The organism is Streptosporangium sp. NPDC049078, assembly GCF_040648855.1.
Lineage (GTDB): Bacteria > Actinomycetota > Actinomycetes > Streptosporangiales > Streptosporangiaceae > Streptosporangium.
Genome location: NZ_JBEZEL010000011.1, coordinates 171,823 through 194,959 on the forward strand (window position 1 = coordinate 171,823; position 23,137 = coordinate 194,959).

Consider the following 23,137-nt stretch of genomic DNA (forward strand, 5'->3'; position numbering starts at 1 on the left):
CGGTTGGAGGAGGCTGAGGTCGAGCAGCGGGCCGTCTTAGAAATACGCCGCCGGGTGCTGGGGGAAGAGCACCCCGACACGCTAACCAGCCGCAACAACCTCGCAAACGTGCTGCGTGATATGAAGCGGTTGGAGGAGGCTGAGGTCGAGCAGCGGGCCGTCTTAGAAATACGCCGCCGGGTGCTGGGGGAAGAGCACCCCGACACGCTAACCAGCCGCAACGGCCTCGCGATTGTACTGAGTGATATGAAGCGGTTGGAGGAGGCTGAGGTCGAGCAGCGGGCTGAATTAGAGGTCTGTCGTCGAGTACTAGGTGAGGAACACCCCGACACTCTAATCAGCAGGGGAAATCTGGCGCTCATGCTGCGAGAGCTAGGTCGCTTCGAGGAGGCCGAGGTCGAGCAGCGGGCCGTTTTGAAAATACGCCGCCGGGTATTGGGTGAAGAACGTTCTCCCACACTGATCAGCCGCAACGATCTTGCGCTCGTGCTGCGTGATTTGGGTCGATTAGAGGAGGCGGAGAGGGAGCACCGCGCCGTCTTAGAGATATCCCGCCGAGTGCTGGGGGAAGAGCACCCCGACACACTAGGAAGTCGTAATAACCTGGCACTCGTGCTGCATGATTTGGGTCGGCTAGAGGAGGCGGAGAGGGAGCACCGGGCTGTCTTAGAGATATGCTGTCGGGTACTAGGCGAAAATCACCCCGGCACGCTAGAGAGTCGTAACAACCTGGCGCTTGTGCTGCGGGGTTTAGGCCGGCTGGAAGAAAACCTGTTTATGGATTAAGGATGTCGGTGAATTCGAGTTATCGACACATTTCGATTAGTTTTCACTCGGCGGTGACGGTGGGGTGTCTGGCTTTGGAGCGCTCGGCATGAGCGATTCCGGGATTGTAGATGAAGAGGTAGTTCTTTCGCTTCCGCACCCCTAGAAGGTCATAAGCAAGATCTGAAACATATGCAGAATGCATTTATCATGCCGAGAAAGGTTGCGCGATAAGCGCCAGGTTGGCGCATCACTAGGCCGAGAAACAGCGTTTCACTTTTTTAGTCCGACGGTCAAGCTGACTATCTGCAGGGTGAGTTACGCGTCGGCGGGGTCACATAGCGCGAGTGCTTCAGGTTCGGGTAGTCCTTCACATGCTGTAACTCTGCGCCGTGCTCGGACCTGCGCGCTCGTACGAGGACGGTACTTCGGCTCCTAGCCGCAGCTGCAGGCCTCGAATCCTTCGTATCGGAGGCCCACCCTTAGGACGGCCTCGACTGCCGTTCAATGGCGATCTTTGGTTTTGCGTGGTGCGGCGAAGTCATGGCTGGCGAGGAGCATCGGTGCCCGGCAGCGTGTGTAGAGGTGTTCCGCGACGTCCTACGGCAATTTGTGGCTCTGGCGGCAAGTGACGTACACGTAGTGGACCTTGTTGGTGACCATTGCGTATGTGCACACAGAGGTAGGGTACTCACCGTACAGATGAAGATCGTTCCAGCGTCAGGCATGAACGAGCTTTCCTGGACCGTTCAGAGGCCGTGCAATATGCGTGCAATGATCTTAGTGTCGCGTGCATGTCAACGAGGTTGCATCCCAGGTGAAGAGCGGTGGGCATGCGTGAACGGTCACGGGCTGTAAAACCGTCGGCTCAGCCTACGCAGGTTCAAGTCCTGCACCTGCCACCAGCCAAACTGGCAGCTCAGAGGCCCTCCGGGGCCTCTTTTGCGCTTCCGGGACAGGCAGCCGGAAGCAGTCGCATGTCACCACTCCACGCAACATGCGTGCAATGATCTTGACCGTGCTTTCCCTGGTCGCGCTGGGCTTTCCGGCGGCTCTGCGACGGGTATGGGCCTTTCGATGGCCTGCTGAGACGTGACAGGATGGCCGCATGCTGACTCGAAGGAACCGTGCCGCGTAGGCCGCCCGGCACTCTGCGTTCAGGGTGCCCTCGATCATCCGACTCCACCCTGGCCAGGCAGATACCTGGAATCTCTCGTAAAACCCATGCCGCGATACGACGGCTGGAAGCCGAGCGTCTGTGGTTGAACGCCCTGGCCGATGCCTTGGACCAGTACGCGGGGTTTCTCCGGCACCCTGGCCGGTACCTCTACCTCCGTCCGGACGGGTTGCCGTGTTGCGACCCCCTAGAAGCCCGTGACCTCCTGGAAAAAGCCCTTCACGCCCTGCCTTCGTTCGCTCGATCTGAGCTTTGGCGAATCGTGGAGCCTCTGGACACGAAGTTCCGCGACCGGACCCTGCCTGATCCAAGGGCAGACGACGGACGCTCGTCGATGTCAGCCGCATGGTGGCGACATCGTCTGGCCGAATGGTGATCATGTGACGGCTCGACAGTGGGCAGAACAGCGGATTCGAGGAGGTCGGCGCAGTTGGCCGGGCTTGCGGCGTAGCGGGTGCCGAACAGGTCGCGATCGACGCCATAGGCGCAGACGAGTGCAAGGGTCTGTTCTATGATCACGGGCCTATGAGCCCCTTGCGCACGCTATCTGCCACGGAGGTCCTTTCGGAACGACTCCTGCTGCGCAGTGTGTTACACGATGCCGACCGTGAAGGATTCATCGAGCTCTCGACCGACCCCGAGGTTCAGGCATACATCGGTGGTCCCCAGCCTCGGAAGGACGTCGAGCAGCGCTTCGATGCAGCGATCGCGAACGCGACATCCAGCCCCGGCAATTACGTCATCGCGGACAACACGACGAACCGACTTATCGGGACATTGATGCTCGCCCGCCGGTCGACTGGTGGCCCCGGGCATGTCACCGAGGATGGCGAGGAACTGGAACTGGGCTATGTGCTGCGGCGCAGTGCATGGGGCGCCGGGTTCGCATTCGAGGCCGCAACGGCTGCGTTGCGCGCTGCGGCTGACGAACTCCCCGACCAGCCGGTTTTGCTCGTGACCCAGACCGCGAACAAACGATCTCTGAAACTCGCCGCCCGCCTTGGCTTTTTCCCCATCAGCACGTTCGAGGAGTTCGGTGCTGAGCAGACCCTCTGCATGACTCCCTTGTCCATGTTCCGAAGCTGATCACAGCGGGGGCTTCCCCCGGCCCCTTGCCGGCAGGCCAGAAACCTTAGCTACCCGGCCTTGGGGGAGTGCCCTACAGTCCCGAAGAAGGTGGACGGCGGGGAGGCCGCAACTTCCTCGGCCGAGGCTTCTTGAAAGTACGCCCTAATACTCGGCAGGCCGGTCAGCCTGTGCCGCGCACCCGCTTACGCCGGGCCGGCATGGGCGGCCAGGATGCGCCACCCGTGCTCGTTCGCATGAACCCACGTCCGCGTGTAGCTCATCCGTCCGGCGAACGGCGTTCCAGCGAAGCTGCCTTCCAGCGTGCCGAGGAAGCAGGTGACGCCGGTGTCCCCCACAACGAGCACGGTGAGGTCTTCCTGGAGGAGTTTCGTCAGGACCAGTGTTCGTGAGCGGTGGTTGTGGAGATCGAACTGCTTGGCATCCGGGTGGCACCGGTTGTCCGGCGGTCCGGTGAAGACGAGCCGCTCGTCGAGCAGCCGGTCCAGCTCTTCGACGTCTCCGGCGAGCTGTGCCGCCTGCAGGCGCTGTTCGGCCTTGGTCAGCTCGTCGATGAGGGTGGTGTGGTCGGCCATGAGGAAGCCTCTCCAACGATCAGTCCCGCGCGAAGTGAACACAGTACAACAGGTTGAATTCGTAGAGTCGGCCGCGTGATCACCCTGGTCCGAGGGGCAAGCCCGTCTGTTTCAGGCATCCATTGATCAGGTGCGGGCGGTATTGGATCTTCTTTGGCTTGCGCTTGATGATCCAGGTCGGCCCGGCCAGGTCGGCGACGATGAAGTTGGCGATGCTGCGCTCGAGCAGGGACCGGATGCCCTCGACCGGGTTTGGCTCCGGGGCATGGGCGGGCAGGTGAAAGATCTGTAGCAAGTCGGTGTCAGCCTCAGCGGACGCGGTCAGATCGGCGGCCAGGTGGACGTTGAGGTTGTCCCACACCAGACGATCGGAGTGCCCGGCCGCTGGTGGGTGGCGACGATGAGGTCACGGTAGTCAGCCCAGGTGAAGCTCTTGGGTTCACTCTTGCGGCCATGGTAGACGTGCAGCTCGTAGAACAGATGCGGTCGCCCGCCGGGGCGGAAAGCGGTCACGGCCGTCATGTTCACCCGGCCTTTGCGCCGGGCGGCACCCCGCGGTCCGGTCCATACCGTGCCGCGGGATGACCATGATCACTCAGAGGCGGGCTCCAGCACGACCACCGGGATCTGCCGCTCGGTGTGGGTCGCGTAGTCCGCGTACGGCTTGTATATAGCCACCAGTCGCCCCCACAGCGCCGCCCGCTCCTCGCCTTCGGCGAGGCGTGGACGGACCCGGCGGCGTTCGCCGCCGGGCAGTTCGACCTCGGTGGTCGCCATCGCCATCAGGTTGTGGAACCAGGCCGGGTGGGCGTCCACGCCGCCCTTCGACGCGACGATGACCAGCCGGGGTGTGTCGTCGAGGTAGATCAATGGGTTGGTCCTGGCCTGTCCGGACTTGCGGCCGACATGGTTGAGCAGTAGCACGGGCGAGCCCAGGAAGGTGACTCCCAGCTTGCCGCGCGTCGCGCGGAACAAGAACTTGTGCAGGCGCGCCATCTGACGATGGAGTTTCCAGTAAGGGGAGGTGGGCTGAGGAGGCTTCGGCATTGGCGTCATGTTGGCAGACATCGGCATCTGTCGTCAACTGAAAAAAGGCAGAGTGTGACACTTGGCGTGTGGTGTCGAAAGGGCGTACGCTGGCGCGGTGGACAAGCCCGGCTTGCGCGAGCGGAAGAAGCAGCGGACACGCGAGGCGCTGACCGATGCCGCCTACTCGATGTTCTGCGCCAACGGTTTCGACGCCACCACCGTCGAACAGATCGCCGAGGCGGTCGAGGTCTCGCCACGAACCTTCTTCCGATACTTCACCTCGAAGGAGGACGTCGCGCTCTCGCTCGCGGATGAGCAGATCACGACGATGCTGGAGGGATTCGCGACGCAACCGGCCGACCTGCCGGTGCTGACCGCGATGCGGCGGGCCGCGGTCGAGGTCGTACGGGCCTACGAGAGCGGTGCGACCGACTCGGACCGGGTCCGTTACCTGCGCATGCAGGGCCTGATCTCGGCCAGTCCAGTCTTGATGGCCGCGTGCGTCGAGCGGGCCGCTGCCCGGATCGACGAGGTTGCGCGTCTGATCGGTGTCCGGATGGGCGTCGATCCGGCGGCTGATCCGCGGCCGTATCTGGTGGCTTCGGTCACGCTGTGCGCGGTGCCGACGGCGGTCAACGCGTGGCGTGCCGTCGGCCGTGACGCGCCGGACTCCGAGTTGATCGAGCAGGCGTTCGACCTGCTGTCCGTCGGCCTTGACCACCCGGCCGCTCCGGCCTAGCCCGATCGGACGCCGAGGCGGGCAGCGGATGCGGCGGCTTCGCCGGAGGCGCGTGTCCGCTGTGGCGCGGGGTGGGGATCACCGCGATCGCGTGCCGGCGATCTTGCGGGCCGTGGTTTCTCGCCGACTCGCCGGACCTGTTCGAGGATGTGCGGCAGGCGCTGGATCAGCGTCATACCGCCGCCGGAGAGAACCGTCATCGATACCAAAAAACGTAAGGGCAATATGGAAAGAAAAGCATGAGAACGTAAAGGAGCCTTCCGGGGACAGCCGTAGGATCGAAAGGAAGTTGTTCGCGTATGTTTGGCCGCGAAAATGCGCGAACGGTGATTGAGGAATAAGTTCAGCGCCTGCCTTGACGCTTCTCGGAGAGAAGGGTTCATGATGGGAGGGTCAGAGGAACGCGAACCGTGGGAGGAACCATGCTCAAGGAAGCCTGTGTTGTCAGCGCTCTTGTGGCTGCCGTCCTCGTCCCTTCGATACCCTCGCAGGCGCAGGCCGGGAGCGCCGGCGCCGTCGTCTCGTCCACCAACCACTCCGTCTCGCAGGCCCCGAAATGTAAATGGCTCGACGAGGGAGGGAAGAGGTGCTACTACTGCCGCGACAAGAAAGGCAGTGGATACAAGAAGCAGTACTGCGAGCGGAGGCACGACGAGTCCGAGAATTCGACAGAGGTCGAATGCGTGACCACCAAGGACCCGACCACGGCCAGCCCGAACCGCACGTGCAAGACGTGTACGGACGCCAAGACCGGGCGGCGCATTTCCAAGGTGTGCGACAGCTAGCCTTCATGAGGCGCTGCTGACTCTCGCCGAGCCCCGCCCGCTGTGTGGCGGGTGAACCTGATGACCGTATCCACCATGATGAGGAGACCGCCGGAGTTTGCCGCACGCCGCCGAAGGCTCCGGAGGAACGACAAGGTCCCGCCCGAAGGTGATCGGACGGGATCTCGTCCACCCTTTTCACACGTCTCGATCAGGGTCGGCATGTGGAATGCTCGGCGCCGGACCCCGGCGACCCCAGGACCAGAAGGGACGACCTCATGCCGATCCAGGGTGTGCTTTTCGACGTGGACGACACCCTGTTCGACTACTCGACCTCGGAAGAAGTCGGCGTGCTCGCCCACCTGCGGGCCGAAGGACTGCTTGAGAGATTCCCCGACTCCGCCACGGCACTCGCGCTCTGGCGGGATGTCATGGAGCGGCAGTACGCCCGCTTTCTGAATGGCGAGCTCACCTTCACCGGACAGCAGCGCGAACGCACCAGGGAATTCCTCTCCCGCCTCGGGCAGATCACGCACGCCGGTCTGTCGGACCAGGAGGCCTCCGCCTGGTTCGCCGGATACCAGGTTCACCGCAGGGCCGCCTGGGCGGCATTCCCCGACGCCGAGCCCATCCTCAGGAAACTCGCACCCGACTACCGCCTCGGCGTCGTCTCCAACTCATCCGCCGATCACCAGCGTCACAAGCTCGACGTCCTTGGCCTCCTGCCCTACTTCGGCGACACGCTTGTGTGCTCTGAGCAGCATGGCGCGGCCAAGCCCGCGTCGAGCATCTTCGTCGCCGGCTGCGCTTCCCTCGGCCTCCAGCCGCACGAAGTGGCCTACGTCGGAGACAAGTACGCGCTGGACGCGGTGGGAGCCCACGAAGCAGGGCTGCACGCCTACTGGCTCGACCGGGTGAACACCGGTGTCGGCACGGCCATCGGTAGCGGCATTCGAGTCATCCACTCCCTCGACGAACTTCCGGCCGCGCTCACCGGCTGAGCTCTGTCGGCACCATGCCGACCGACGACGATGATGGTGCCGCGGATGGAGAGCGTGCGCTGGACGGTGACCAGATCCGCTACGCCCCTCTCCCGACGGCGAGGAACTGATGACCATCCTGCACCCCCTGGTGGGCCGGGGTCGTCGACACCGCGGACCCGGCGAGGGCCTGTTCACAGTCAATGCCACTTGATCTGGCCGAGATCGAAGGCGACATCGGCGAGGTGAACCGTTCGTACCTCCAGGTCGCCGGGAAGTTCGCGGAGGTCGGCGGGGATTGCACTGTGCGATGAGGTCAAAGTATCTTCACATCAAGATATATGTGAGGAGTCGTGGTGCTGCATCACGTGCAACTGGCCTGCCCTCCCCGAAGTGAGTCGATCTCGCGGGACTTCTACGAAGGGGTGCTCGGGCTGGCCGAGATCCCCAAGCCTCCCGTCCTCGCCGCGCGTGGCGGATGTTGGTTCCGTGGTCACGGCATCGAGCTGCACCTGGGGGTCGAAGACGGCTTCCGCTCGGCTCGCAAGGCGCATCCCGGCCTCCTGGTCCGTGACATCGACCGGTGGGCCCGGCGGCTGGGCGAGGCCGGCTATCCGGTCGTCTTCGACGATGACTTCCCGGGGATGCGGCGTTTCTACAGCGAAGATCCCCACGGCAACCGTCTGGAGTTTCTCGAACCGCTCTCGCCGGAGTCCGGTCTTCGGTGATCGGGCGGTCTGAACTCCCGATCGGGCGGTCCGAACCCTCGAACGGGCGGATCGTTCGATCGCTCTTAAAAGCGTGCGACAGAAGCGGTGAAATAGTCGTTACAGGCTTTCTACGTCGAAGGGGAAACCATGGGGGCCGAGGGCTGGGAATCGATCGAGTCGGCGGACGAGTTGCGGGAGGTGCTTGGCGCACCCAAACCGGCCGCGCTCGCGAAGGAGCGGAGGACCCTGCACGAGCTGGACCGGGCCTGGCTGGCCGCCTCGCCGTTCTGCCTCGTCGCGACCTCGGACGCCGACGGTAACTGCGACGTCTCGCCCAAGGGTGACCCGCCCGGATTCACGCTGGTCCTGGACGACTCCACGATCGCGATCCCGGAACGGCCGGGCAATCGCAGGGCGGACGGATTCCACAACATCCTGCGCAACCCGCACGTCGGCCTGATCTACTTCGTCCCCGGTCGCGGCGACACCCTGCGGGTCAACGGCAGGGCGCGCCTGGTGCGCGAGGCCCCCTTCTTCGACCGGATGGTGGTCAAGGGGCACCGGCCGTCGCTCGCGATCGTGGTCGAGATCGAGCAGATCTTCCACCACTGCTCCAAGGCTTTCCTCCGCTCGGAACTGTGGCGCCCGGAGAGCTGGAACCCGCAGGTCGTGCCCTCGCGGGCGCGTATCGCCCAGGCGCTGGAACGGCAGGGGGAGCCGATCGAGGAACTGGAGCGTTACTACGGCCCCGCCTACGCGGAGGGGATATATCGCTGAGCGGACGGGCGGTCGCGTCCACGTGTACCGCTGAGGGGACGGGGGCGCGTCCACGTGTACCGCTGAGTGGGCGGGTGGGTCGCGTCCACCGTCCACGGAGGTGGTGTACGGGTTTCCCCAGGTCGTGCCGGGTGTTATGCGACCTGACCGGCGCGGTGGAAGCACCAGAGGCGGCGGCCGAGCGCGACCGCCCCGAGCACGCAACAGGTGAGACAGAAGAGCGCCAGCAGTGGCAGCAGCCAGGCGGTGACGATCCAGTAGTGGATGCTGAACGCCCCCCAGATCAGCGTCGGCAGCACCGGGCCCAGCACCGTCACCAGGGCGAGGGGCACGAGCCGCGGGACCAGCCTCGGCCGGCGCGCCGCGCGGCGTCGCGAGGCCCAGCGGCGCGCTCGGACGATCGCGGTGACCAGCAGTGCGGTCATTCCCGCCGTGAGCCCGAGCAGGACCGCGTTCACGACGGTGAGCGGGTTGCTCATCGGTGTTGTCGGCGCCCCGATCCGTTCGGCGAGAAGGTTGGTCGAGAGCAGACCGGGATCGCCGCCGCTGTTGGTGAGGACGATGGCGGCCACACCGGTCTTGGGGGAGAAGACCATGTCCCCGGTCCACGTCGCCAGCGTTCCGCCGTGGCCGATCACCGACGGCGGGGCGTCCGCCGCGAGGGGGCGGGACTGCCAGCCGAGGGCGTAGGCGCCGGCCTTGGGCTGGACGGTGTGCAACTCGGCCAGGGAGCCGGCGCTCAGCAGGTCCGCCCCGAAGGTTCCCTGGTTGAACCGCAGCCACCGCACCATGTCGTCCAAGGTCGAGATCACCCCGCCGTTGCCGACGCAGAACCCCGGCATCTCCGGTGCCGCGACGGCGACCCCGAGAACGACCTCGTACCCGGACGGCAGGCCCTCGGCACGATCGGAACACCCCGAGGTCGAGCCGGTGCCGGTCATGCCCAGCGGCGTGAACAGCTCGCTGCGGAGAAAGGCGTCGAAGGACCTGCCCGACACCACTTCGACGATCCTCGCCGCGATCGAGTAGTTGGTGTTGTGGTACTCCGAGCGGGTGCCCGGATCGGCGGCGAGGGTCTTGTCGGCCAGCCTGGCCACGACCTCCCGCGCGCCGCGCGGAGGCGGGAACACGTACTCGTTGTTCGTGTCGTTCGAGAGCCCCGAGGTGTGGCTGAGGACCTGGCGTACGGTGATCCTGGTGAAGCGCGGATCGGCCATCTCGAAGTCGGGCAGCAGCTTGACGACCGGGTCGTCCAGGGAGACGCGGTCACGGTCGACGAGCAGCATGATCGCCGCAGCCGTCATCGACTTGCTCATCGACGCGATCCGGAAGCGGGTCCGCGTCGTCACCGCGTTGCCGTCCCCGTCCCGGCCGCGGACGATCGTCTCGACCGACGACCCGTCGATCACGGCCGCCGCGACCCCCGGCGCACCGTAGACGGAGCGGTAGTCGTCGACCAGCCGTTCGCCGACGGCGTGAGCCGGTGCCGTCCAGCCGAGCAGCACGGCGACGAGCACACCGCCGAGGATGAGGAGGGCGGTCACCCGAGGAAAGAACAGATGGAGGAGATGCACGACGTCGAACGTAGGCCGGGCGTCACCGGCCGACATCACCCCGAGGGGTGAGACGGCACCACTCGGCAGGATGGAATCTCAGCCGGGCAGATCGCCGCGCCCCACAAGTCCGTTCTCGTACGCGTGGATCACCACGTGCACGCGGTCGCGCAGGTTCAGTTTCTGCAGGACGGCACGGACGTGCGACTTCACCGTGTTCTCGCTCAGCACCAGTTCCGCGCGGATCTCGTTGTTGGACCTGCCGCGGGCGAGCAGGCCGAAGATCTCGACCTCGCGGGGGGTGAGGCCGTCCAGGGCCGTCGTCCTTCGCGTCGGCACCCGTCGTACGAGATCGAGGATCGTCGCGGCCACTCCCGGAGCCAGCGCCGCCGTCCCGGAGGCGACGTCGCACACGGCCTGGGCCAGGGCCGCGGGCCGGACGTCCTTGGTCAGGTAGCCGCTCGCGCCGGCCCGGATGGCGGCCACGACGAGTTCGTCGTCGTCGAACGTCGTCAGCATGAGCACCCGGGTCGCGGGCGCGATCCTGACGATCTCCGCCGTGGCGGCGACCCCGTCCATGCGCGGCATGCGGATGTCCATCAGCACCACGTCGAGACGGTGCCGCCGGACGACCTCGATCGCGTCGCCGCCGTTCGCGACGTCGTGGGTGACCTCGATGCGTTCGTCGGCCGACAGCACCGTACGGAGCGAGGCCCGCAGCAGCTCCTGGTCGTCGACGAGCATGACTCGGATCCCGGTCACCGGGGCACCGTCTTTCTCGCGGGCACCACTACGGTGCTCGGTGAAGGGACTCGGTGGCGGCCGGGTCATGCCCCTCCTTCGTGGGGAGCCGCGCCCGCAGCACCCAACCGTCGTCCCCGCCGTCGACCGACAGGGTGCCGCCCGCGGTGCGCACACGTTCCTCGATTCCTATCAATCCTGTCCCCTGGCCGCCGATGTCGCGAAGCGCCTTGCCGCCGTCGTCGCGTACCTCCACCATCACCTCGGCCGGGGTCCAGCGCAGGCGGACGGTCACCTCGACCGGCGGTTCGAGGTGGCGCAGCGCGTTGGTGATGCCCTCCTGCACGGTCCGGACCGCCGCGACCTCGGCGCTCAGGCTCAGCGGCCGTCGCTCGCCCACCTCCGCGAACGTCACCGCGTAGAGCGGGCTCGCCGCCGAGGCCACGAGGTCGGGGAGGGCGTCGAGCGAGATCGGGACCTCCCCGGGCCGGGAACCGGCGCGCGGCGCCAAGGTGGCCAGCATCGCCCGCAGACCTTGGTGGGCGTCCCGGCCGGCCTCGGCGATGTCGCCGAGTTCGTGGCGGGTCGCCGGATCCGCCGTCGTCACCGCCGCGGCCTCGATCCGCGCGACCATGACGGTGACCGTGTGGGCGATCACGTCGTGCAGGTCGCGGCGGATGCCGGCCCGCTCGTCCGCGACCGCCGCGGCCAGCCGTTCGCTCTCGGCCCGTTGCCGGGCCTCGTGCCTGCGACGTACCAGCAGGGCCGCGAGCCACACGCCGCCGACCACGAGCATCAGCAGGCCACCCTCGACGAGGGGGGTCCACCCGGGGGTGTCAGGGGGCAGCCGGGCCCACGCCACCAGCTCGGTGAGCACGATCCCGAGCGCGGCGACGGCCAACGCGACCACCGAGGACCTGACCGGGACCAGGCCGGTCAGCCGCCACAACATGAGGGGAAAGCACACGGCCGAGGGCAGCATGCTCGGTGACCAGCCCAGCTGGGGCATCGTCACCAGGACGAGCATCGCCAGCGCGCCGATCGCGTACCCCGCCCACGGCCGTCGATCGGCGACGACCACTCCCGCATGGAGCAGGCCGGCGGCACCCGCCGAGGCGAAGATCTGCCACAGGTCCGCGCCGAGGTGCCGGACGCCCACCAGGATGATCACCGTCAGGAGAGCGACGACCAGGTGCGCCGTCACCGCCACCGGCGTCGGCCACGCGCTCCGGCGCTGGGAGGCTGTCACGGTCGTCGCCTTCCGGTGGGCTCGTGGTGGGGGAGCCGTACCCGGCTCGACGCGCCACAGGATAGCCAGCGGCGGGCAGGACGACTCCGGCCCCCCCGCCGCGAACCCGCCGACGACGCCCGTTCGATGAGCCGCCTCGCCGAACGCCGAGCCGTCGAAGCGTCCGGCGTCCCGGAAGGCCGCGCGCGCGAGCAGAACACCATCCGGTCGTTGACGGTGCTCTGTTAGGAAATCACGAACCACGTCCCCTCCTGCGTGGACGCGGAGGGGATGTACCGCTGAGAGGGTGGGCGAGTGGTCAGGGGCTGCCCAGTGCCCGGTATTCCCAGCCCGCCGCACGCCAGGTGTCCGCGTCGAGCGCGTGCCTGCCGTCCACGATCCGGGGGTGCTTGACCACGCTCGCCAGTGCCGAGGGCTCGATCTCGCGGAACTCGGCCCACTCGGTGAGCAGGACGACCACGTCCGCGTCACGGGCCACGTCCAGCGCGCTCGTTCCGTACCTGAGTTCCGGGTAGGTGCGGCGCGCGTTGTCCATCGCGGCCGGGTCGTACACCCGGACGTTGGCGCCCAGGCCGTGCATGGTCCTGGCCACGTCCAGCGCCGGGGCGTCCCTGATGTCGTCGGAGTTGGGTTTGAAGGCCGCGCCCAGGCAGGCGATCCTCTTGCCGTCGAGCCGGCCGTCGAGCAGTTCCCTGACCAGGTCGATGGTCCGGGAACGGCGGCGCCGGTTGATCGCGTCGACCTCGCGGAGGAAGGACACGGCCTGGCCGACGCCGATCTCCTCGGCCCGGTGCGCGAAGGCCCGGATGTCCTTGGGCAGGCAGCCGCCGCCGAAGCCGAGGCCGGGCTGGAGGAACCGGCCGCCGATCCGGTCGTCGTAGGCGAGGGCCTTGGCCAGGTCGCGGACGTCGGCCCCGGTGGCCTCGCAGACCTCGGCCATCGCGTTGATGTAGGAGATCTTGGTGGCCAGGAACGAGTTGGCGGCCACTTTGACCAGCTCCGCGGTGGCCAGGTCGGTGACGACCACCGGGGTACCGAGGTCGAGGATCGGCTGGAACGCCGCGGTGAGGCGTTCGCGCGCCCATTCGGAGGTGACGCCGAACACGAGCCGGTCGGGCTTGAGGGTGTCGTCGACGGCGAAGCCCTCCCGCAGGAACTCGGGGTTCCAGGCCAGCTCCACCTCCTCTCCCGCGGGGGCGAGTTCGCGCAGCATGCCGGCCAGGCGGGTGGCGGTGTTCACCGGGACGGTCGACTTGCCGACCACCAGGCAGCGCCGGGTCAGGTGGGCGGCCAGGTCGCGTACGGCGGCGTCGACGTAGGTCAGGTCGCAGGCGTCCGAGCCGGGCTGCTGGGGGGTGCCGACGCAGACGAAGTGGACGTCGCCGTGCTCGGCGGCCTCCGCGTAGGAGGTGGTGAACCGGAGGCGGCCCGACTCCAGGGCCTTGCCCAGTAACTCGGGCAGGCCGGGCTCGAAGAAAGGCACCTCCCCGGCCTGTAGTTTTTCGATCTTCTTGCTGTCCACGTCGAGGCCGACCACGTCGTACCCCAGCGACGCCATGCAAACCGCGTGCGTCGCGCCGAGATAGCCGGTTCCGATCACGGTCAATCGGGGGAGCTCGGCTTCGCCCATATCCGTCGTCCTATCTACTACTTGTCTTCGGGCTCTTGTTCAGGAACAGTCGTCGGCCTTGGAAAGGGCCCCGCCGGTGACGTTGTTGTCGCAGGTGATCGTGTTTCCGCCGACCGTGTCGTTGATGCCGAAGCCGCCCGAACCACCAAGATCGATGGTGTTGGCCTGGAACACGTTTCCGGTGCCCCAGCCATTTACGATCTTGTGAGTCTGGAATCCGTCCCCGTTGCTCTGGCTACCGGTGTTACCGCGGATGAGATAGCCGTTGCCCTTGACGTCGACCCATGAATCGTTGTGCTTGTGGCCGCCGAGGCGGGAACCGTCGAAGACGTTGTCGAGGATGCGGCCGTCCGAGGTGCCCTCCTTGATGTCGATCGCCTCGGCGGTGGCCCGGATGACGTTGCCGCGCACGGTGTTGCGATCGCTGCGGTCCATCTGCCCGCCGGAGAAGGCCGCCCAGTTGCTCTCCGCGGTGCCGAGGTAGACGCCCTCGCCGAACTTCTCCCGGCGCAGGCCGGTCGCGTAGATCATGCAGTACTGGACGGTGTTGTCGCTGCTGAAGTTGCGCAGGTGGATCGCCTCGTCCCCGATGTGGTGGACGGTCAGCTGCTGGATGATCGTGTTGCCGGTACGGTCGGCCATCACTCCCTTCTGGCTGTTGCGGACGGTGAAGCCGACCAGCCGCCAGTGATCGACCTCGTTGAGGTGGAAGGCGTAGCCCTTCTTGATCCCGCCGCCGTCGATGATCGCCTCGGGCGGGCCGCAGACGAAGATCGGTTCGGCCTCCGTCCCGGAGACCGCCGCCACGAACCGGCCGCTGTAGACACCGGGCTCCAGCCTGATCACCGCACCCGGCTCGACCGCCTCAAGGGCCTCGGCGAGTTCGGTGGCGTCCGTGACGGTCACCGTGGCCTCGGGGCACTCGACCAGCCCTTTCCCGAGGGGTACGGCGATGTCGGGCGGCTCCTGCGACGCGACGAACTCCTCGGCGTCCCTGTCCTCGGCGTCCCGGTCCTCGTTCACGTCATCCTCCGCCCGCGCGGTGTCGTCCTCCTGCTGTGCGGCCGGCGCGTCCGCGCTTTTCGGCCGGATGTCCTCGATCGCGGTGCCCGGCTCCTCCGCACCGCCGAACAGCCCGCGCAGCAGCACTACGACGATCACCGTGATGACCGCCCCGGCGAGCATCCCCACCAGGGTCTTCCTGTCAATGTCCAGGCGCATCGCTCAACTTCTCTCGGCTGGAGTGTGGGCGGCGGTCCGCAGGAGCTTGGCCGGTCGCTCTTCCAGCAGTGTCTGCTTCTCGTACGGATGGACGAACCGCCGGCCGGCCCGCGGGCCGTCGCCGCGTAGTGCCCGGAGCGCCGAGAGCACGATCAGGGAGATGACTCCCAGCCAGATCAGGTTCATCGGCTTGGCGATCCGCTTGACCATCGTCCAGAAGCCGGCGGTGTCCTGCCAGCCGGTGGTGTTGTTCTGCGCGACGGTGGTGGCTCCCTTCGCCCGGCCGGTGTCGAGCGCGCTGCGGCCGGCACCGCCCAGGGTGTTCCCGGTGATCGTGGTGCCCTCGGCCGCGCCGAGCAGTGAGATCGCGTGCAGCGAGGCGGACTCGACCGTGTTGGCGGAGATGGTGGCCTCGGAGTCACGGAGGTAGATCGCGGTCTGGGTGTCCCGCACGATGTTGCCGCTGATCCGGGCCCCCCGTACCCCGCCGCGCAGCGCGATTCCCTGGCTGCGCTGGCCGGTGAGACGGTTGCCGGAGACCCGGACCCCGGTGGCGTCCTCGCTCACCACGATGCCCATCTCCCCGCCGATCACCTCGGTGGTCTGTACGACGAGCTTGACGCCGCCCTGGATCTCCACGCCGTAGCGGCCGTTGTCCCGCGCCGTGCTGCTCGTCACCGAGCTGCCGCCGAAGCTGCGCAGCGACTCCCCGGACGCCGACGGCCCCCGGGCGAGCGGCAGGCCGCTGATGGTGAAGCCGTTGCCGTTGTTGCGCTCGGCTCCCGAACCGGTGATCGTGACGTTCTGCGTGCCCCTGGACAGGACGAACCCGTCACCCCTGCTGCCGGTCACGGTGGTGTTCTCGATGGTGGCGTTGCGCGCGAACCGGTGCAGCAGGATCCCGTGGACCAGGCTCCCGGTGACCGAGACGTTGATGATCCGGGTCTCGTTGGAGGCCGTGATGAAGATCCCGTACGCGTTGCCGGTGACCTTGGTGTCGGTGATGTCGCCGGTGACCAGATTGGCCTCGGGCAGCCGGTAGGCGACCCTGCCCCGGCCGGCTCCGTTGGTGATCTCGACCTCGTTACCGCTGCCCCTGCTCGGCACGAGGAGGCCGTTGGGCAGGAGCGCCCGCTGCTGGGAGGAGGCCCGCTTCGGCCGGGAGGTGGGGTTCGGCGAGGAGGTGGGCGACGCCCCCGGCAGGGAGGCGGGGACGGTCACCAGATCGGCGTTCGTGGTCGGCCGGTCACTGCCGGTCAACGCGAGCCCGCCGGTCGGGCCGCTCCAGAATCCGAGATGCTCCACCGTCGCGTGGCTCATCTTGAGCTCCCCGCCGATCACGCGCAGGTAGGCGCGTCCGTCGGAGACCTTGGTGTCGGCCGTCCTGTCGTGCGCGTTCCAGCTGGTGATCCGCACCGGGTTTCGTGCCGAACCGTTGATTTTGATGTTCGCGCCGAAGCTCACGATCGACACGAAGGCACCCGGGTCGCTGCGCATCCGGATCACCAGGGGGCCGGTCGCGTTCTGGAGCACGACCTTGGCCCCCGGACCGGCGAACAGGTTGATGCCGAGCACGTAGGAGCCGTCCGACTGCTTCTGGAAGTGCTCCTGGCCGAGGCGTTCCAGGTCGGCGACCCGGTACGGCTCGCGGCGCTGCGGTAGCACGAGCGTCTGGCCGTTGGCCGAGCTGGAGATGTGCGGCACGCGGGATCTCGCGGCGGCGGGGCCGCCCCGCGCCATCGCCGAGGTCAGCGTCGCCCGGGTCTGCATGATCCGCAGATCCTCCTGGTCGACCAGGGCCGACTGCTGCTGTGCCTCCACCGCGGGCACCTCGTTCACGCCGGGAGGTGGCACGGGGCGATCGATGTAGGAGAGGTATGTCCAGGTACCGGCCGCGGACAGGCACAGGGCCAGGACGATGAGGAGGGTACGGCTCCTCTTCCGGGGTGGCCGGCTCATCCCCTGCCTCCCACGGGAGCGCCGCCCACGGAGGGACCGCCGATGGAGGGGCCGCCGATGGAGGGGCCCGTCATGTGGGCCGGGTCGAGGTGCGGCGAGGACGGCCGCCGGCGCCGTGCAAGACGTCCGTCGGCGGGCACCGGATGGTCCGGCGCGGGCACGGCGGCGTGGCGCAGTACCTGGAACCGCCCCTCGGCGAGCAGCCGCTGCTGCTCGTAGGGGTTGCGGATCTCCCTGCGCCGTTGCGTCCGTTCCACGACAGCGCGGGATCGGATCGCCGACACGATCACCAGGAGGATGACCGCGGCCCAGATCACGTTCATGGGCTTGACGAAGCGTTTGGCCTTGACCCAGAACGACGACGTGTCGTTCCACTGGTCCTCGTCGTTGTTGTGCTTGTTCACCGTGTCGGCGGCCCGTGCGACGCTGATCGCGCTCGTCCCCGAACCGATGACGGTGTTGCGGGTGATCTCGGAACCCGCCGCGTCGCCGACCACGGTGATCCCGTGGGCCTTGGGATGCGACAGGGTTGTGATCTTGTTTCCGATGATCATGCCGGCGGAGTCGCGGAGATAGATCCCGGTGACGGTCCCGGCGATCGTGTTGCCGGCCACATGCGCGCCGGTCGCCCTGTCGCGCAGCGCGATCGCCTGTCGGCGCTGGCCGGTCAGCCTGTTGCCGGAGATCTGCACACCGCTGGCGCCCTCGCGCACCACGATTCCCATGTCACCGCCGATGATCTCGCTGGTCTGCACGGCCAGCCGGCTGCCGCCGAGCACCTCGACGCCGTACCTTCCGTTGTCGCGGGCGGTGCTGCCGCTGACCGAACTGTCACCGTAGACGGCGAGCGACTCGCCGCTCGCGGACGGACCGCTCGCGAGCGCCCGTCCGTTGAGCGTGAAGCCGTTGCGCCCGTTCCGCTCGGCCAGGCAGTCGACGACCTTCACCTTCTCGGTCGCCCGCGACAGCACGAAACCGTCGCCGCCGCTACCGATCACCTCGGTCTTCTCGATCGTCGCGTTCTTGGCGAACCGGTGCATGAACACGCCGTGCACCAGGCTGTCGACGATCCTGTTGTCGATGATCTGTGTCTGGTTCGAGCCGGAGACGAAGACGCCGTAGGCGTCGCCGGTGATGACGCTGTTCTTGATCGATCCGGAGACCAGCTCGTCGGCGAGCACGTGTGAGGCGGTGCCGGGGCCGATCGGAATGGTCTCCACGTCGCCGAAGTTGCTGCCACCTCGCTCGCCCTGCTTGGTGTTCGCCAGCCGTTCCCGCTTGTCCTGGTGACGCTGGTCCTTCGTCCGGTGCCGGTAGACACTGGCCGGTCGCTCGGTGCCGGTGAGCGCGATGCCCCCGGTACGGCCGCTCCAGAATCCCAGCTGGGAGACCTGGGTGTGGGTCATCTCGAACTCGCCGCCGACCGCACGGATGTAGGCGCGGCCGTCGGTCGTGGTCGTGTCCGGCTTCTGGGTCCGCACGTCCCAACTGGTGATCCGCACCGGCCTCTTGGCGGTGCCCTTGATCTCGATGCCGCCGCCGAACGTGATGATCGAGCTGAACGAACCCGGCAGGCTGCCCATCCGCAGCGTCAGCGGGCCGCGCAACTGCAGGCGCGCCCCGTCGGCCACGAAGACGTGGACGCCGAGCAGGTAGGAACCGTCCTTCAGCCGCCGCAGGTACCGGCCCTTCTCGACGGCCGCCAGATCCCTGAGGGTGTACGCGGCCTCGGTGTTGCGCGCGGGCAGCACCAGCGTCCTGCCGTGCGCCGACACGAAGACCTGGGGCTGCTTGCGCTGGGCGGCCGCGATGCCACCGCTCTGCAGCATGGCCGTGAGCGCGGCGCGAGTCTGGATGATCCGCTGGTCCTCGACGTCCACCAGGATCGCCTGCGCCTCGGCGTCCTCCGCGGCGAGGGTGCCGGCCTCCAGGATCGCGTCGTCCGCCATGATCGCGTCTTCGACCAGAGCCGGGCTCTCCTCCAGGTCGGGGTCGTCCGTCGCGGAGGTCGGGGCGGGACCGGAGGTCGGAGCGGGGCGGGTCGTCGAGGGGGGAGCGGACGTCGGCTCCGAGCCTTCTCCCGTGGCCGGGTCGGTTGTCCGGGTTGCGGTGGCCGTCGGCCTCGGTTTGGCGGTGGGGGTCCGGGTGGCCTTCGGAGGGGGGTCGTCCTCCGCGGAGGGCTTGGGCTCTGGCGACGGGTCGGCGAGGAACGGGTTGTCGTCCGAGGGGGCGCTGCCCGTCGGAGACGCGCTGGGCCCCGAGACCGTCTCGGAATTCCCTCCGGGGGTGGGGGAGGAGAGGGCGACGGCCGGCCCGCCCCCCAGCCCGACCGCCAGCGCCACCGCGCCGAGCAGCACGGAAATAGAGCGTTCCATCTCAGCTCATTCCCTGCAGGGTGGCAGCGCTCTGGCCCGCCCCGCCCACCTGGTCGGAGGTACGGGTGAGCCAGCCCTGCTTGTTCATCGTGAGGAACGCGTACAGCTTGATCGGCAGCGCGATCATGATGACCACCAGGCAGAGCAGCGGCAGCAGCAGGATCTCGCCGGGGTGACGGCGCAGGTGCGACCAGCCGCGGACGCCCCGGCCGAGGAGCAGCCAGCCGACGGCGAGCCCGATGCCCAGCGGGGTGAGCTCAAGCCTGCTGAAGAACAGGTAGGCGAGTGTGACGCCCATGGTCACCGGGGTGAGCAGGATCTGCAGCACGGTCACCTTGGTGACCAGCGGCGTCTTCCACAGCCATCCCTTCCACAGCGCGGTCAGGTAGCAGCGGTAGGAGTTGCGGCTCCAGCGGACGCGCTGCTTGACGAAGGCGCGGAAGGAGTCGGGGAACATCGAGATGGCGCGGGCCGAGGACTGGTGCACGGTCTTGTACCCGGAGGCGAGGACGAGCCAGGTGAGCCGGCCGTCGTCGCCGGCGATGCACCGGCGGCCGAGGAAGAACTCGTTCTCCAGGTGGGTGAGCACCGGGAGGATGGCCTCGCGCCGGTAGGCGGCGGTGCGGCCGGACAGGCAGGCCACCCCACCCCTGCTGCCCATCGCGGGCACGTAGTCGTAGTAGCGCAGGTTGACCAGCCAGTCGGCGATGCGCCGCCAGACGCTGCTGGTCCGCTGGTACACGTTCTGCTGGGTGCCTACCCCGCCGACCGACGGGTCCTCGAACGGCATCTGTACGGCGTCCAGCAGACCGGGCTGCCACCAGGTGTCGGAGTCGGCGAAGACCACGATCTCGCCCTGGGCCGCCCGGATGCCGACCCCGAGCGCGGAGCGCTTGCCCGAGTGCTCGTACACCAGGACACGCAGCCGGGGGTCTGTCACCTCGCGGAGCTTGGCGTGGCAGTCGGTGTCCCCGACGTCCACGACGATGATCACTTCCTGGGGGTTCTGGGCCAGCCAGCTGTCCAGGCAGCGAACCAGGATCTCGGCATCCTCCCGGTAGGACGGGACGACCACGGAGACCGTGGTCCGGTAGCCGTTCACGACCGGCTTGGCCAGCCGGGACAACACCACCCGATAAACCCACAGGCCCCAGACGAGCAGACCCGCCAAGCCCAGCGGAATCAGATCCCGCCAGGTTCCGTTGGCACTGGATCGCACGATCCATTCGTAGGCAGCATCAAACCAATTCACGGCGGATTCCACTGATCCTTCTGGGCGTGTTCGCCCCAAGATGCTCGTGCGGCTGCGGGGAGGAAAGGTCCCTTACCTGATAGATCGGGACAGTACTAAAACACCTTTCCGGCAGCGTATTGGAACGATGCAATTGTTACGGTATCGAGGAGATTTGCACAAGATGTACGTGGGGCTGGTGAAACAACAATTCGATCATCACGAGCCCGGGGTTTTCCGCGGCGTGCGCCTCATACGCGCATGTGCCGCCCTGGATCCCGCCGCATGGTCTCACCCCGTGGGTGAGGGGCGTCAGCGGTACGTCTGGCGGTGGCGGCGCGCCTTCTCGCGGTTTCCGCAGACGCTCATGCTGCACCAGCGGCGACGTCCGCCTCGCGAGGAGTCCAGGAACAACCAGCCGCATCGCCCGCACGTCCTGATCCGACCGGGCGGGAGGGTGAAAACCGCGTGAACGGTCAGCAACGACAGTGTCGTGGGGATGGCTCCGGGTGCCGTCCAGTCGGCGGTGCAGCCGTCGAGCGCGGCGTCGATCCGCTGGACCTGCCCGGCTCGCGTTCCCTTACCCGCTCGTTGCAGGAGTGCGCCGAAGGGTTCGGTCGGCACGGTCTCGCCGTCGGCGATCGCGCTGAACACGGCCCACGCCTGCTCGCGAACGGCCCGGACCTCACGTACGAGACCGCTCACGGAGTCCTCCGCCAAGGACGGCACCTCGTCGAACAGGCCGGCGGACGCGCACCAGGTGAGGACGTCCGAGGGGGTGTTCAGCAGTTCGACGTCCTCGGCCGGGAGCGTGCGGTCGAAGACGGTGTTCGTGAGGTCCAGGACCGGATGGCCGCCGACGAAATGGGTGTCCTGCCAGGGCGGCCGGGCCTGGGGGGTCAAAGTAACCATTGTACTGAGTGTATATGGTTTTCCGCCGGTGGCCGGTGGCCGGTGGTCGGTGGCCGAAGCCGGTGGTCGGTGGTCGGTGGTCGGTGGTGGTGTCGGGGGTTGGGGTTGGTCTGCCGTGCGACTCGGAGCGGGGGGTGGGGCGTCGAGGTGGCGTGCAGCGATCGTGTGGGAGCCGCGGTCACGCGGCCTACGTGACCCGCACGGCCTACGTGACCCGCACGGCCTACGTGACCCGCACGGCATCTCCCTTGAAACGCCTCCTGAGAAGGACGGTCGTCACGATCGCCACGGTGGCGAACCCGACCGAGCACCAGAGGGACCAGCGCCAGCCCATGAGGACGGCCTCGGGGCCGGCGGATCCGGCGGCGAAGTGGGCGGCCACCGAGGTCACGACCCCCACCCCCACGGCGAGTCCCAGCTGCTGCGAGGCGTTGATCAGCGCGCCGGCCGTCGCCCGTCGCCCTTCCTCGGCGCCGTTCGTGCCGGCGATGCTCGTCGTGATCAGCGCGAGGATGTGACCGGCGGCGTTCACGGAGGTGCCGATCAGGATGAGGGTGAGTCCGTGGTCTTCCGGCAGGCCGACCATGACCACGATGCCGATCGTCTCGACGACGATTCCGTAGAGGAGGACACGGTACAGCCCGAAGCGTTCGACGAGCTTTCCCGCGTAGATTCCGGTGACGACCGCGATCACGCCCGAGAGGGCGAACGCCAGACCGGTCGCGAGCGCGCCCAGACCGAGATGTGTCTGCAGGTAGAGGGTGAGGATGAACAGCATTCCACCGTAGGAGCAGACCAGCAGGACGGTGACGAGGTTGGCCGCGCCGATGGCGGCCGTGCGGAAGATGGGGATCGGCACCAGCGCGTCGTCCTTTCTGGACTGAGTCCAGACGAAGAGGGCGATCGCCGGCACCGCGATCCCCGCTGAGAGCAGGATCGGAGCCGACGACCAGCCGTACTTCTCACCTTCGGTGAGGGCGAACACGAGGGCGACCATGCCCGTGGTCGCGAGGACGACGCCGATGACGTCGAGGTGGCGGGAGGCGCGCGTGTCCCGGCTCTCGTCGAGATGGACCCTCGCGAGGAGACCGGCGGCCACGACGACGGGTATGTTGATCAGGAAGACGGACCGCCATCCGGCGTACTCGGTGAGAACACCCCCGAGCACCATGCCGGAGACGAACCCCGCCGACAGCGCCGCACCGTAGACGCCGAGAGCGCGTTCGCGTTGCGGTCCTTCCGGAGTGGCCGCCTGGAGCAGCCCCAGACCCGCCGGGGCGATGAACGCGGCGGCGACGCCCTGCAGGGCACGGCCCGCGATGAGCGCGGCCGGTGACCAGGCGAGGCCCGCGAGGAGCGAGGCGAGGCCGAAGCCGACAAGGCTCCAGATGAACACCCGCTTTCTTCCGAAAAGATCGGCGACCCTTCCGCCCAGGAGGAGGAAGCCACAGAAAGCGAGCGGATAGCCGGAAAGCACCCAGGCGATGTCACCTCCGGAGCCGAAGTTCAGGCCCTCGCGGATGCTCGGGGCGGCGACGTTGATGATCGAATAGTCGACGGCGACCAGGAACTGGGTGCCGCAGATGACGGTGAGCTGCCAGAACCGCCGGGACCCGAACGCGATCTCGGCGCTTCCTGTCGTGTGTGACGATGCCGTCTTCATC

At 67.5% G+C, this 23,137-nt stretch carries 20 protein-coding genes; 7 read left to right on the forward strand and 13 right to left on the reverse strand.

What is annotated here, in order from left to right; all coding sequences use genetic code 11:
• Both AB0B90_RS20415 and AB0B90_RS20420 read left to right on the forward strand, forming a co-directional pair.
• A partial coding sequence (locus AB0B90_RS20415; protein ID WP_362924046.1) for a tetratricopeptide repeat-containing protein occupies window positions 1-786 on the forward strand: 786 nt, incomplete at its 5' end.
• Between the two features lie 1,681 nt (window positions 787-2,467).
• A complete protein-coding gene (locus tag AB0B90_RS20420; RefSeq protein WP_362924048.1) occupies window positions 2,468-3,028 on the forward strand; it encodes a GNAT family N-acetyltransferase in 561 nt (186 codons plus the stop codon).
• Between the two features lie 185 nt (window positions 3,029-3,213).
• Here AB0B90_RS20420 and AB0B90_RS20425 read toward each other — a convergent pair whose 3' ends face one another.
• From AB0B90_RS20425 to AB0B90_RS20435, 3 genes are all read right to left on the reverse strand, one after another.
• Entirely contained in the window at window positions 3,214-3,603 is a 390-nt protein-coding gene (locus tag AB0B90_RS20425; RefSeq protein WP_362924050.1) for a nuclear transport factor 2 family protein, read from the reverse strand.
• 79 nt (window positions 3,604-3,682) lie between these two features.
• A complete protein-coding gene (locus tag AB0B90_RS20430; protein ID WP_362924052.1) occupies window positions 3,683-3,964 on the reverse strand; it encodes a transposase in 282 nt (93 codons plus the stop codon).
• Window positions 3,965-4,194: 230 nt separating this feature from the next.
• Window positions 4,195-4,650, reverse strand: coding sequence for a nitroreductase family deazaflavin-dependent oxidoreductase (locus AB0B90_RS20435; protein ID WP_362924054.1), 456 nt, complete (start codon window positions 4,648-4,650; stop codon window positions 4,195-4,197).
• 97 nt (window positions 4,651-4,747) lie between these two features.
• Here AB0B90_RS20435 and AB0B90_RS20440 point away from each other — a divergent pair, with 97 nt between their 5' ends.
• From AB0B90_RS20440 to AB0B90_RS20460, 5 genes are all read left to right on the forward strand, one after another.
• A complete protein-coding gene (locus AB0B90_RS20440; protein ID WP_362924056.1) occupies window positions 4,748-5,371 on the forward strand; it encodes a TetR family transcriptional regulator in 624 nt (207 codons plus the stop codon).
• A gap of 422 nt (window positions 5,372-5,793) precedes the next feature.
• Window positions 5,794-6,156 carry a hypothetical protein gene (locus tag AB0B90_RS20445; RefSeq protein WP_362924058.1) on the forward strand — a complete coding sequence of 121 codons (363 nt, stop codon included), beginning with the start codon at window positions 5,794-5,796 and terminating at the stop codon, window positions 6,154-6,156.
• A 257-nt stretch (window positions 6,157-6,413) separates the two neighbouring features.
• On the forward strand, window positions 6,414-7,136 hold the full coding sequence (locus AB0B90_RS20450; RefSeq protein WP_362924060.1) for an HAD family hydrolase: 723 nt from the start codon (window positions 6,414-6,416) through the stop codon (window positions 7,134-7,136).
• 332 nt (window positions 7,137-7,468) lie between these two features.
• The gene (locus tag AB0B90_RS20455; protein ID WP_362924062.1) at window positions 7,469-7,843 is read left to right on the forward strand and encodes a VOC family protein; all 375 of its coding nucleotides are present in this window, start codon (window positions 7,469-7,471) and stop codon (window positions 7,841-7,843) included.
• 129 nt (window positions 7,844-7,972) lie between these two features.
• A complete protein-coding gene (locus AB0B90_RS20460) occupies window positions 7,973-8,602 on the forward strand; it encodes a pyridoxamine 5'-phosphate oxidase family protein (RefSeq protein WP_362896662.1) in 630 nt (209 codons plus the stop codon).
• 134 nt (window positions 8,603-8,736) lie between these two features.
• Here the strand turns inward: AB0B90_RS20460 and AB0B90_RS20465 are convergent, their stop codons facing one another.
• The 10 genes from AB0B90_RS20465 to AB0B90_RS20510 all read right to left on the reverse strand — a co-directional run bounded on the left by AB0B90_RS20465 (window position 8,737) and on the right by AB0B90_RS20510 (window position 23,136).
• A complete protein-coding gene (locus AB0B90_RS20465; RefSeq protein ID WP_362924064.1) occupies window positions 8,737-10,176 on the reverse strand; it encodes a serine hydrolase domain-containing protein in 1,440 nt (479 codons plus the stop codon).
• Between the two features lie 78 nt (window positions 10,177-10,254).
• A complete protein-coding gene (locus AB0B90_RS20470) occupies window positions 10,255-10,917 on the reverse strand; it encodes a response regulator transcription factor (RefSeq protein ID WP_350942834.1) in 663 nt (220 codons plus the stop codon).
• A gap of 28 nt (window positions 10,918-10,945) precedes the next feature.
• Window positions 10,946-12,145: a histidine kinase gene (locus AB0B90_RS20475; RefSeq protein ID WP_362924066.1), complete on the reverse strand. Its 1,200-nt coding sequence runs from the start codon at window positions 12,143-12,145 to the stop codon at window positions 10,946-10,948.
• Between the two features lie 298 nt (window positions 12,146-12,443).
• Window positions 12,444-13,775 carry a UDP-glucose/GDP-mannose dehydrogenase family protein gene (locus AB0B90_RS20480; protein WP_362896656.1) on the reverse strand — a complete coding sequence of 444 codons (1,332 nt, stop codon included), beginning with the start codon at window positions 13,773-13,775 and terminating at the stop codon, window positions 12,444-12,446.
• A gap of 39 nt (window positions 13,776-13,814) precedes the next feature.
• Window positions 13,815-14,996 (reverse strand): right-handed parallel beta-helix repeat-containing protein, encoded by a 1,182-nt coding sequence (locus AB0B90_RS20485; RefSeq protein WP_362924068.1) that lies wholly within the window; start codon window positions 14,994-14,996, stop codon window positions 13,815-13,817.
• Between the two features lie 3 nt (window positions 14,997-14,999).
• Entirely contained in the window at window positions 15,000-16,955 is a 1,956-nt protein-coding gene (locus AB0B90_RS20490; RefSeq protein WP_350942840.1) for a right-handed parallel beta-helix repeat-containing protein, read from the reverse strand.
• Entirely contained in the window at window positions 16,952-19,330 is a 2,379-nt protein-coding gene (locus AB0B90_RS20495) for a right-handed parallel beta-helix repeat-containing protein (RefSeq protein ID WP_362924070.1), read from the reverse strand. The genes AB0B90_RS20490 and AB0B90_RS20495 overlap by 4 nt, the downstream gene beginning before the upstream one ends.
• A 1-nt stretch (window position 19,331) precedes the next feature.
• A complete protein-coding gene (locus tag AB0B90_RS20500) occupies window positions 19,332-20,549 on the reverse strand; it encodes a glycosyltransferase family 2 protein (protein ID WP_350942843.1) in 1,218 nt (405 codons plus the stop codon).
• Window positions 20,550-20,873: 324 nt separating this feature from the next.
• Window positions 20,874-21,473 (reverse strand): ABATE domain-containing protein, encoded by a 600-nt coding sequence (locus AB0B90_RS20505; RefSeq protein WP_350942845.1) that lies wholly within the window; start codon window positions 21,471-21,473, stop codon window positions 20,874-20,876.
• Window positions 21,474-21,696: 223 nt separating this feature from the next.
• Entirely contained in the window at window positions 21,697-23,136 is a 1,440-nt protein-coding gene (locus AB0B90_RS20510) for an MFS transporter (RefSeq protein ID WP_362924073.1), read from the reverse strand.
• Window position 23,137 lies beyond the last annotated feature (1 nt).

Bases quoted from the DNA above. Each gene is read 5' to 3' on its own strand.
- AB0B90_RS20420 (WP_362924048.1), top strand. From the start codon at position 2,468: ATGAGCCCCTTGCGCACGCTATCTGCCACGGAGGTCCTTTCGGAACGA.
- AB0B90_RS20425 (WP_362924050.1), bottom strand. From the start codon at position 3,603: ATGGCCGACCACACCACCCTCATCGACGAGCTGACCAAGGCCGAACAG.
- AB0B90_RS20435 (WP_362924054.1), bottom strand. From the start codon at position 4,650: ATGCCGAAGCCTCCTCAGCCCACCTCCCCTTACTGGAAACTCCATCGT.
- AB0B90_RS20445 (WP_362924058.1), top strand. From the start codon at position 5,794: ATGCTCAAGGAAGCCTGTGTTGTCAGCGCTCTTGTGGCTGCCGTCCTC.
- AB0B90_RS20450 (WP_362924060.1), top strand. From the start codon at position 6,414: ATGCCGATCCAGGGTGTGCTTTTCGACGTGGACGACACCCTGTTCGAC.
- AB0B90_RS20460 (WP_362896662.1), top strand. From the start codon at position 7,973: ATGGGGGCCGAGGGCTGGGAATCGATCGAGTCGGCGGACGAGTTGCGG.
- AB0B90_RS20480 (WP_362896656.1), bottom strand. From the start codon at position 13,775: ATGGGCGAAGCCGAGCTCCCCCGATTGACCGTGATCGGAACCGGCTAT.
- AB0B90_RS20485 (WP_362924068.1), bottom strand. From the start codon at position 14,996: ATGCGCCTGGACATTGACAGGAAGACCCTGGTGGGGATGCTCGCCGGG.
- AB0B90_RS20490 (WP_350942840.1), bottom strand. From the start codon at position 16,955: ATGAGCCGGCCACCCCGGAAGAGGAGCCGTACCCTCCTCATCGTCCTG.
- AB0B90_RS20495 (WP_362924070.1), bottom strand. From the start codon at position 19,330: ATGGAACGCTCTATTTCCGTGCTGCTCGGCGCGGTGGCGCTGGCGGTC.
- AB0B90_RS20505 (WP_350942845.1), bottom strand. From the start codon at position 21,473: ATGGTTACTTTGACCCCCCAGGCCCGGCCGCCCTGGCAGGACACCCAT.
- AB0B90_RS20510 (WP_362924073.1), bottom strand. From the start codon at position 23,136: ATGAAGACGGCATCGTCACACACGACAGGAAGCGCCGAGATCGCGTTC.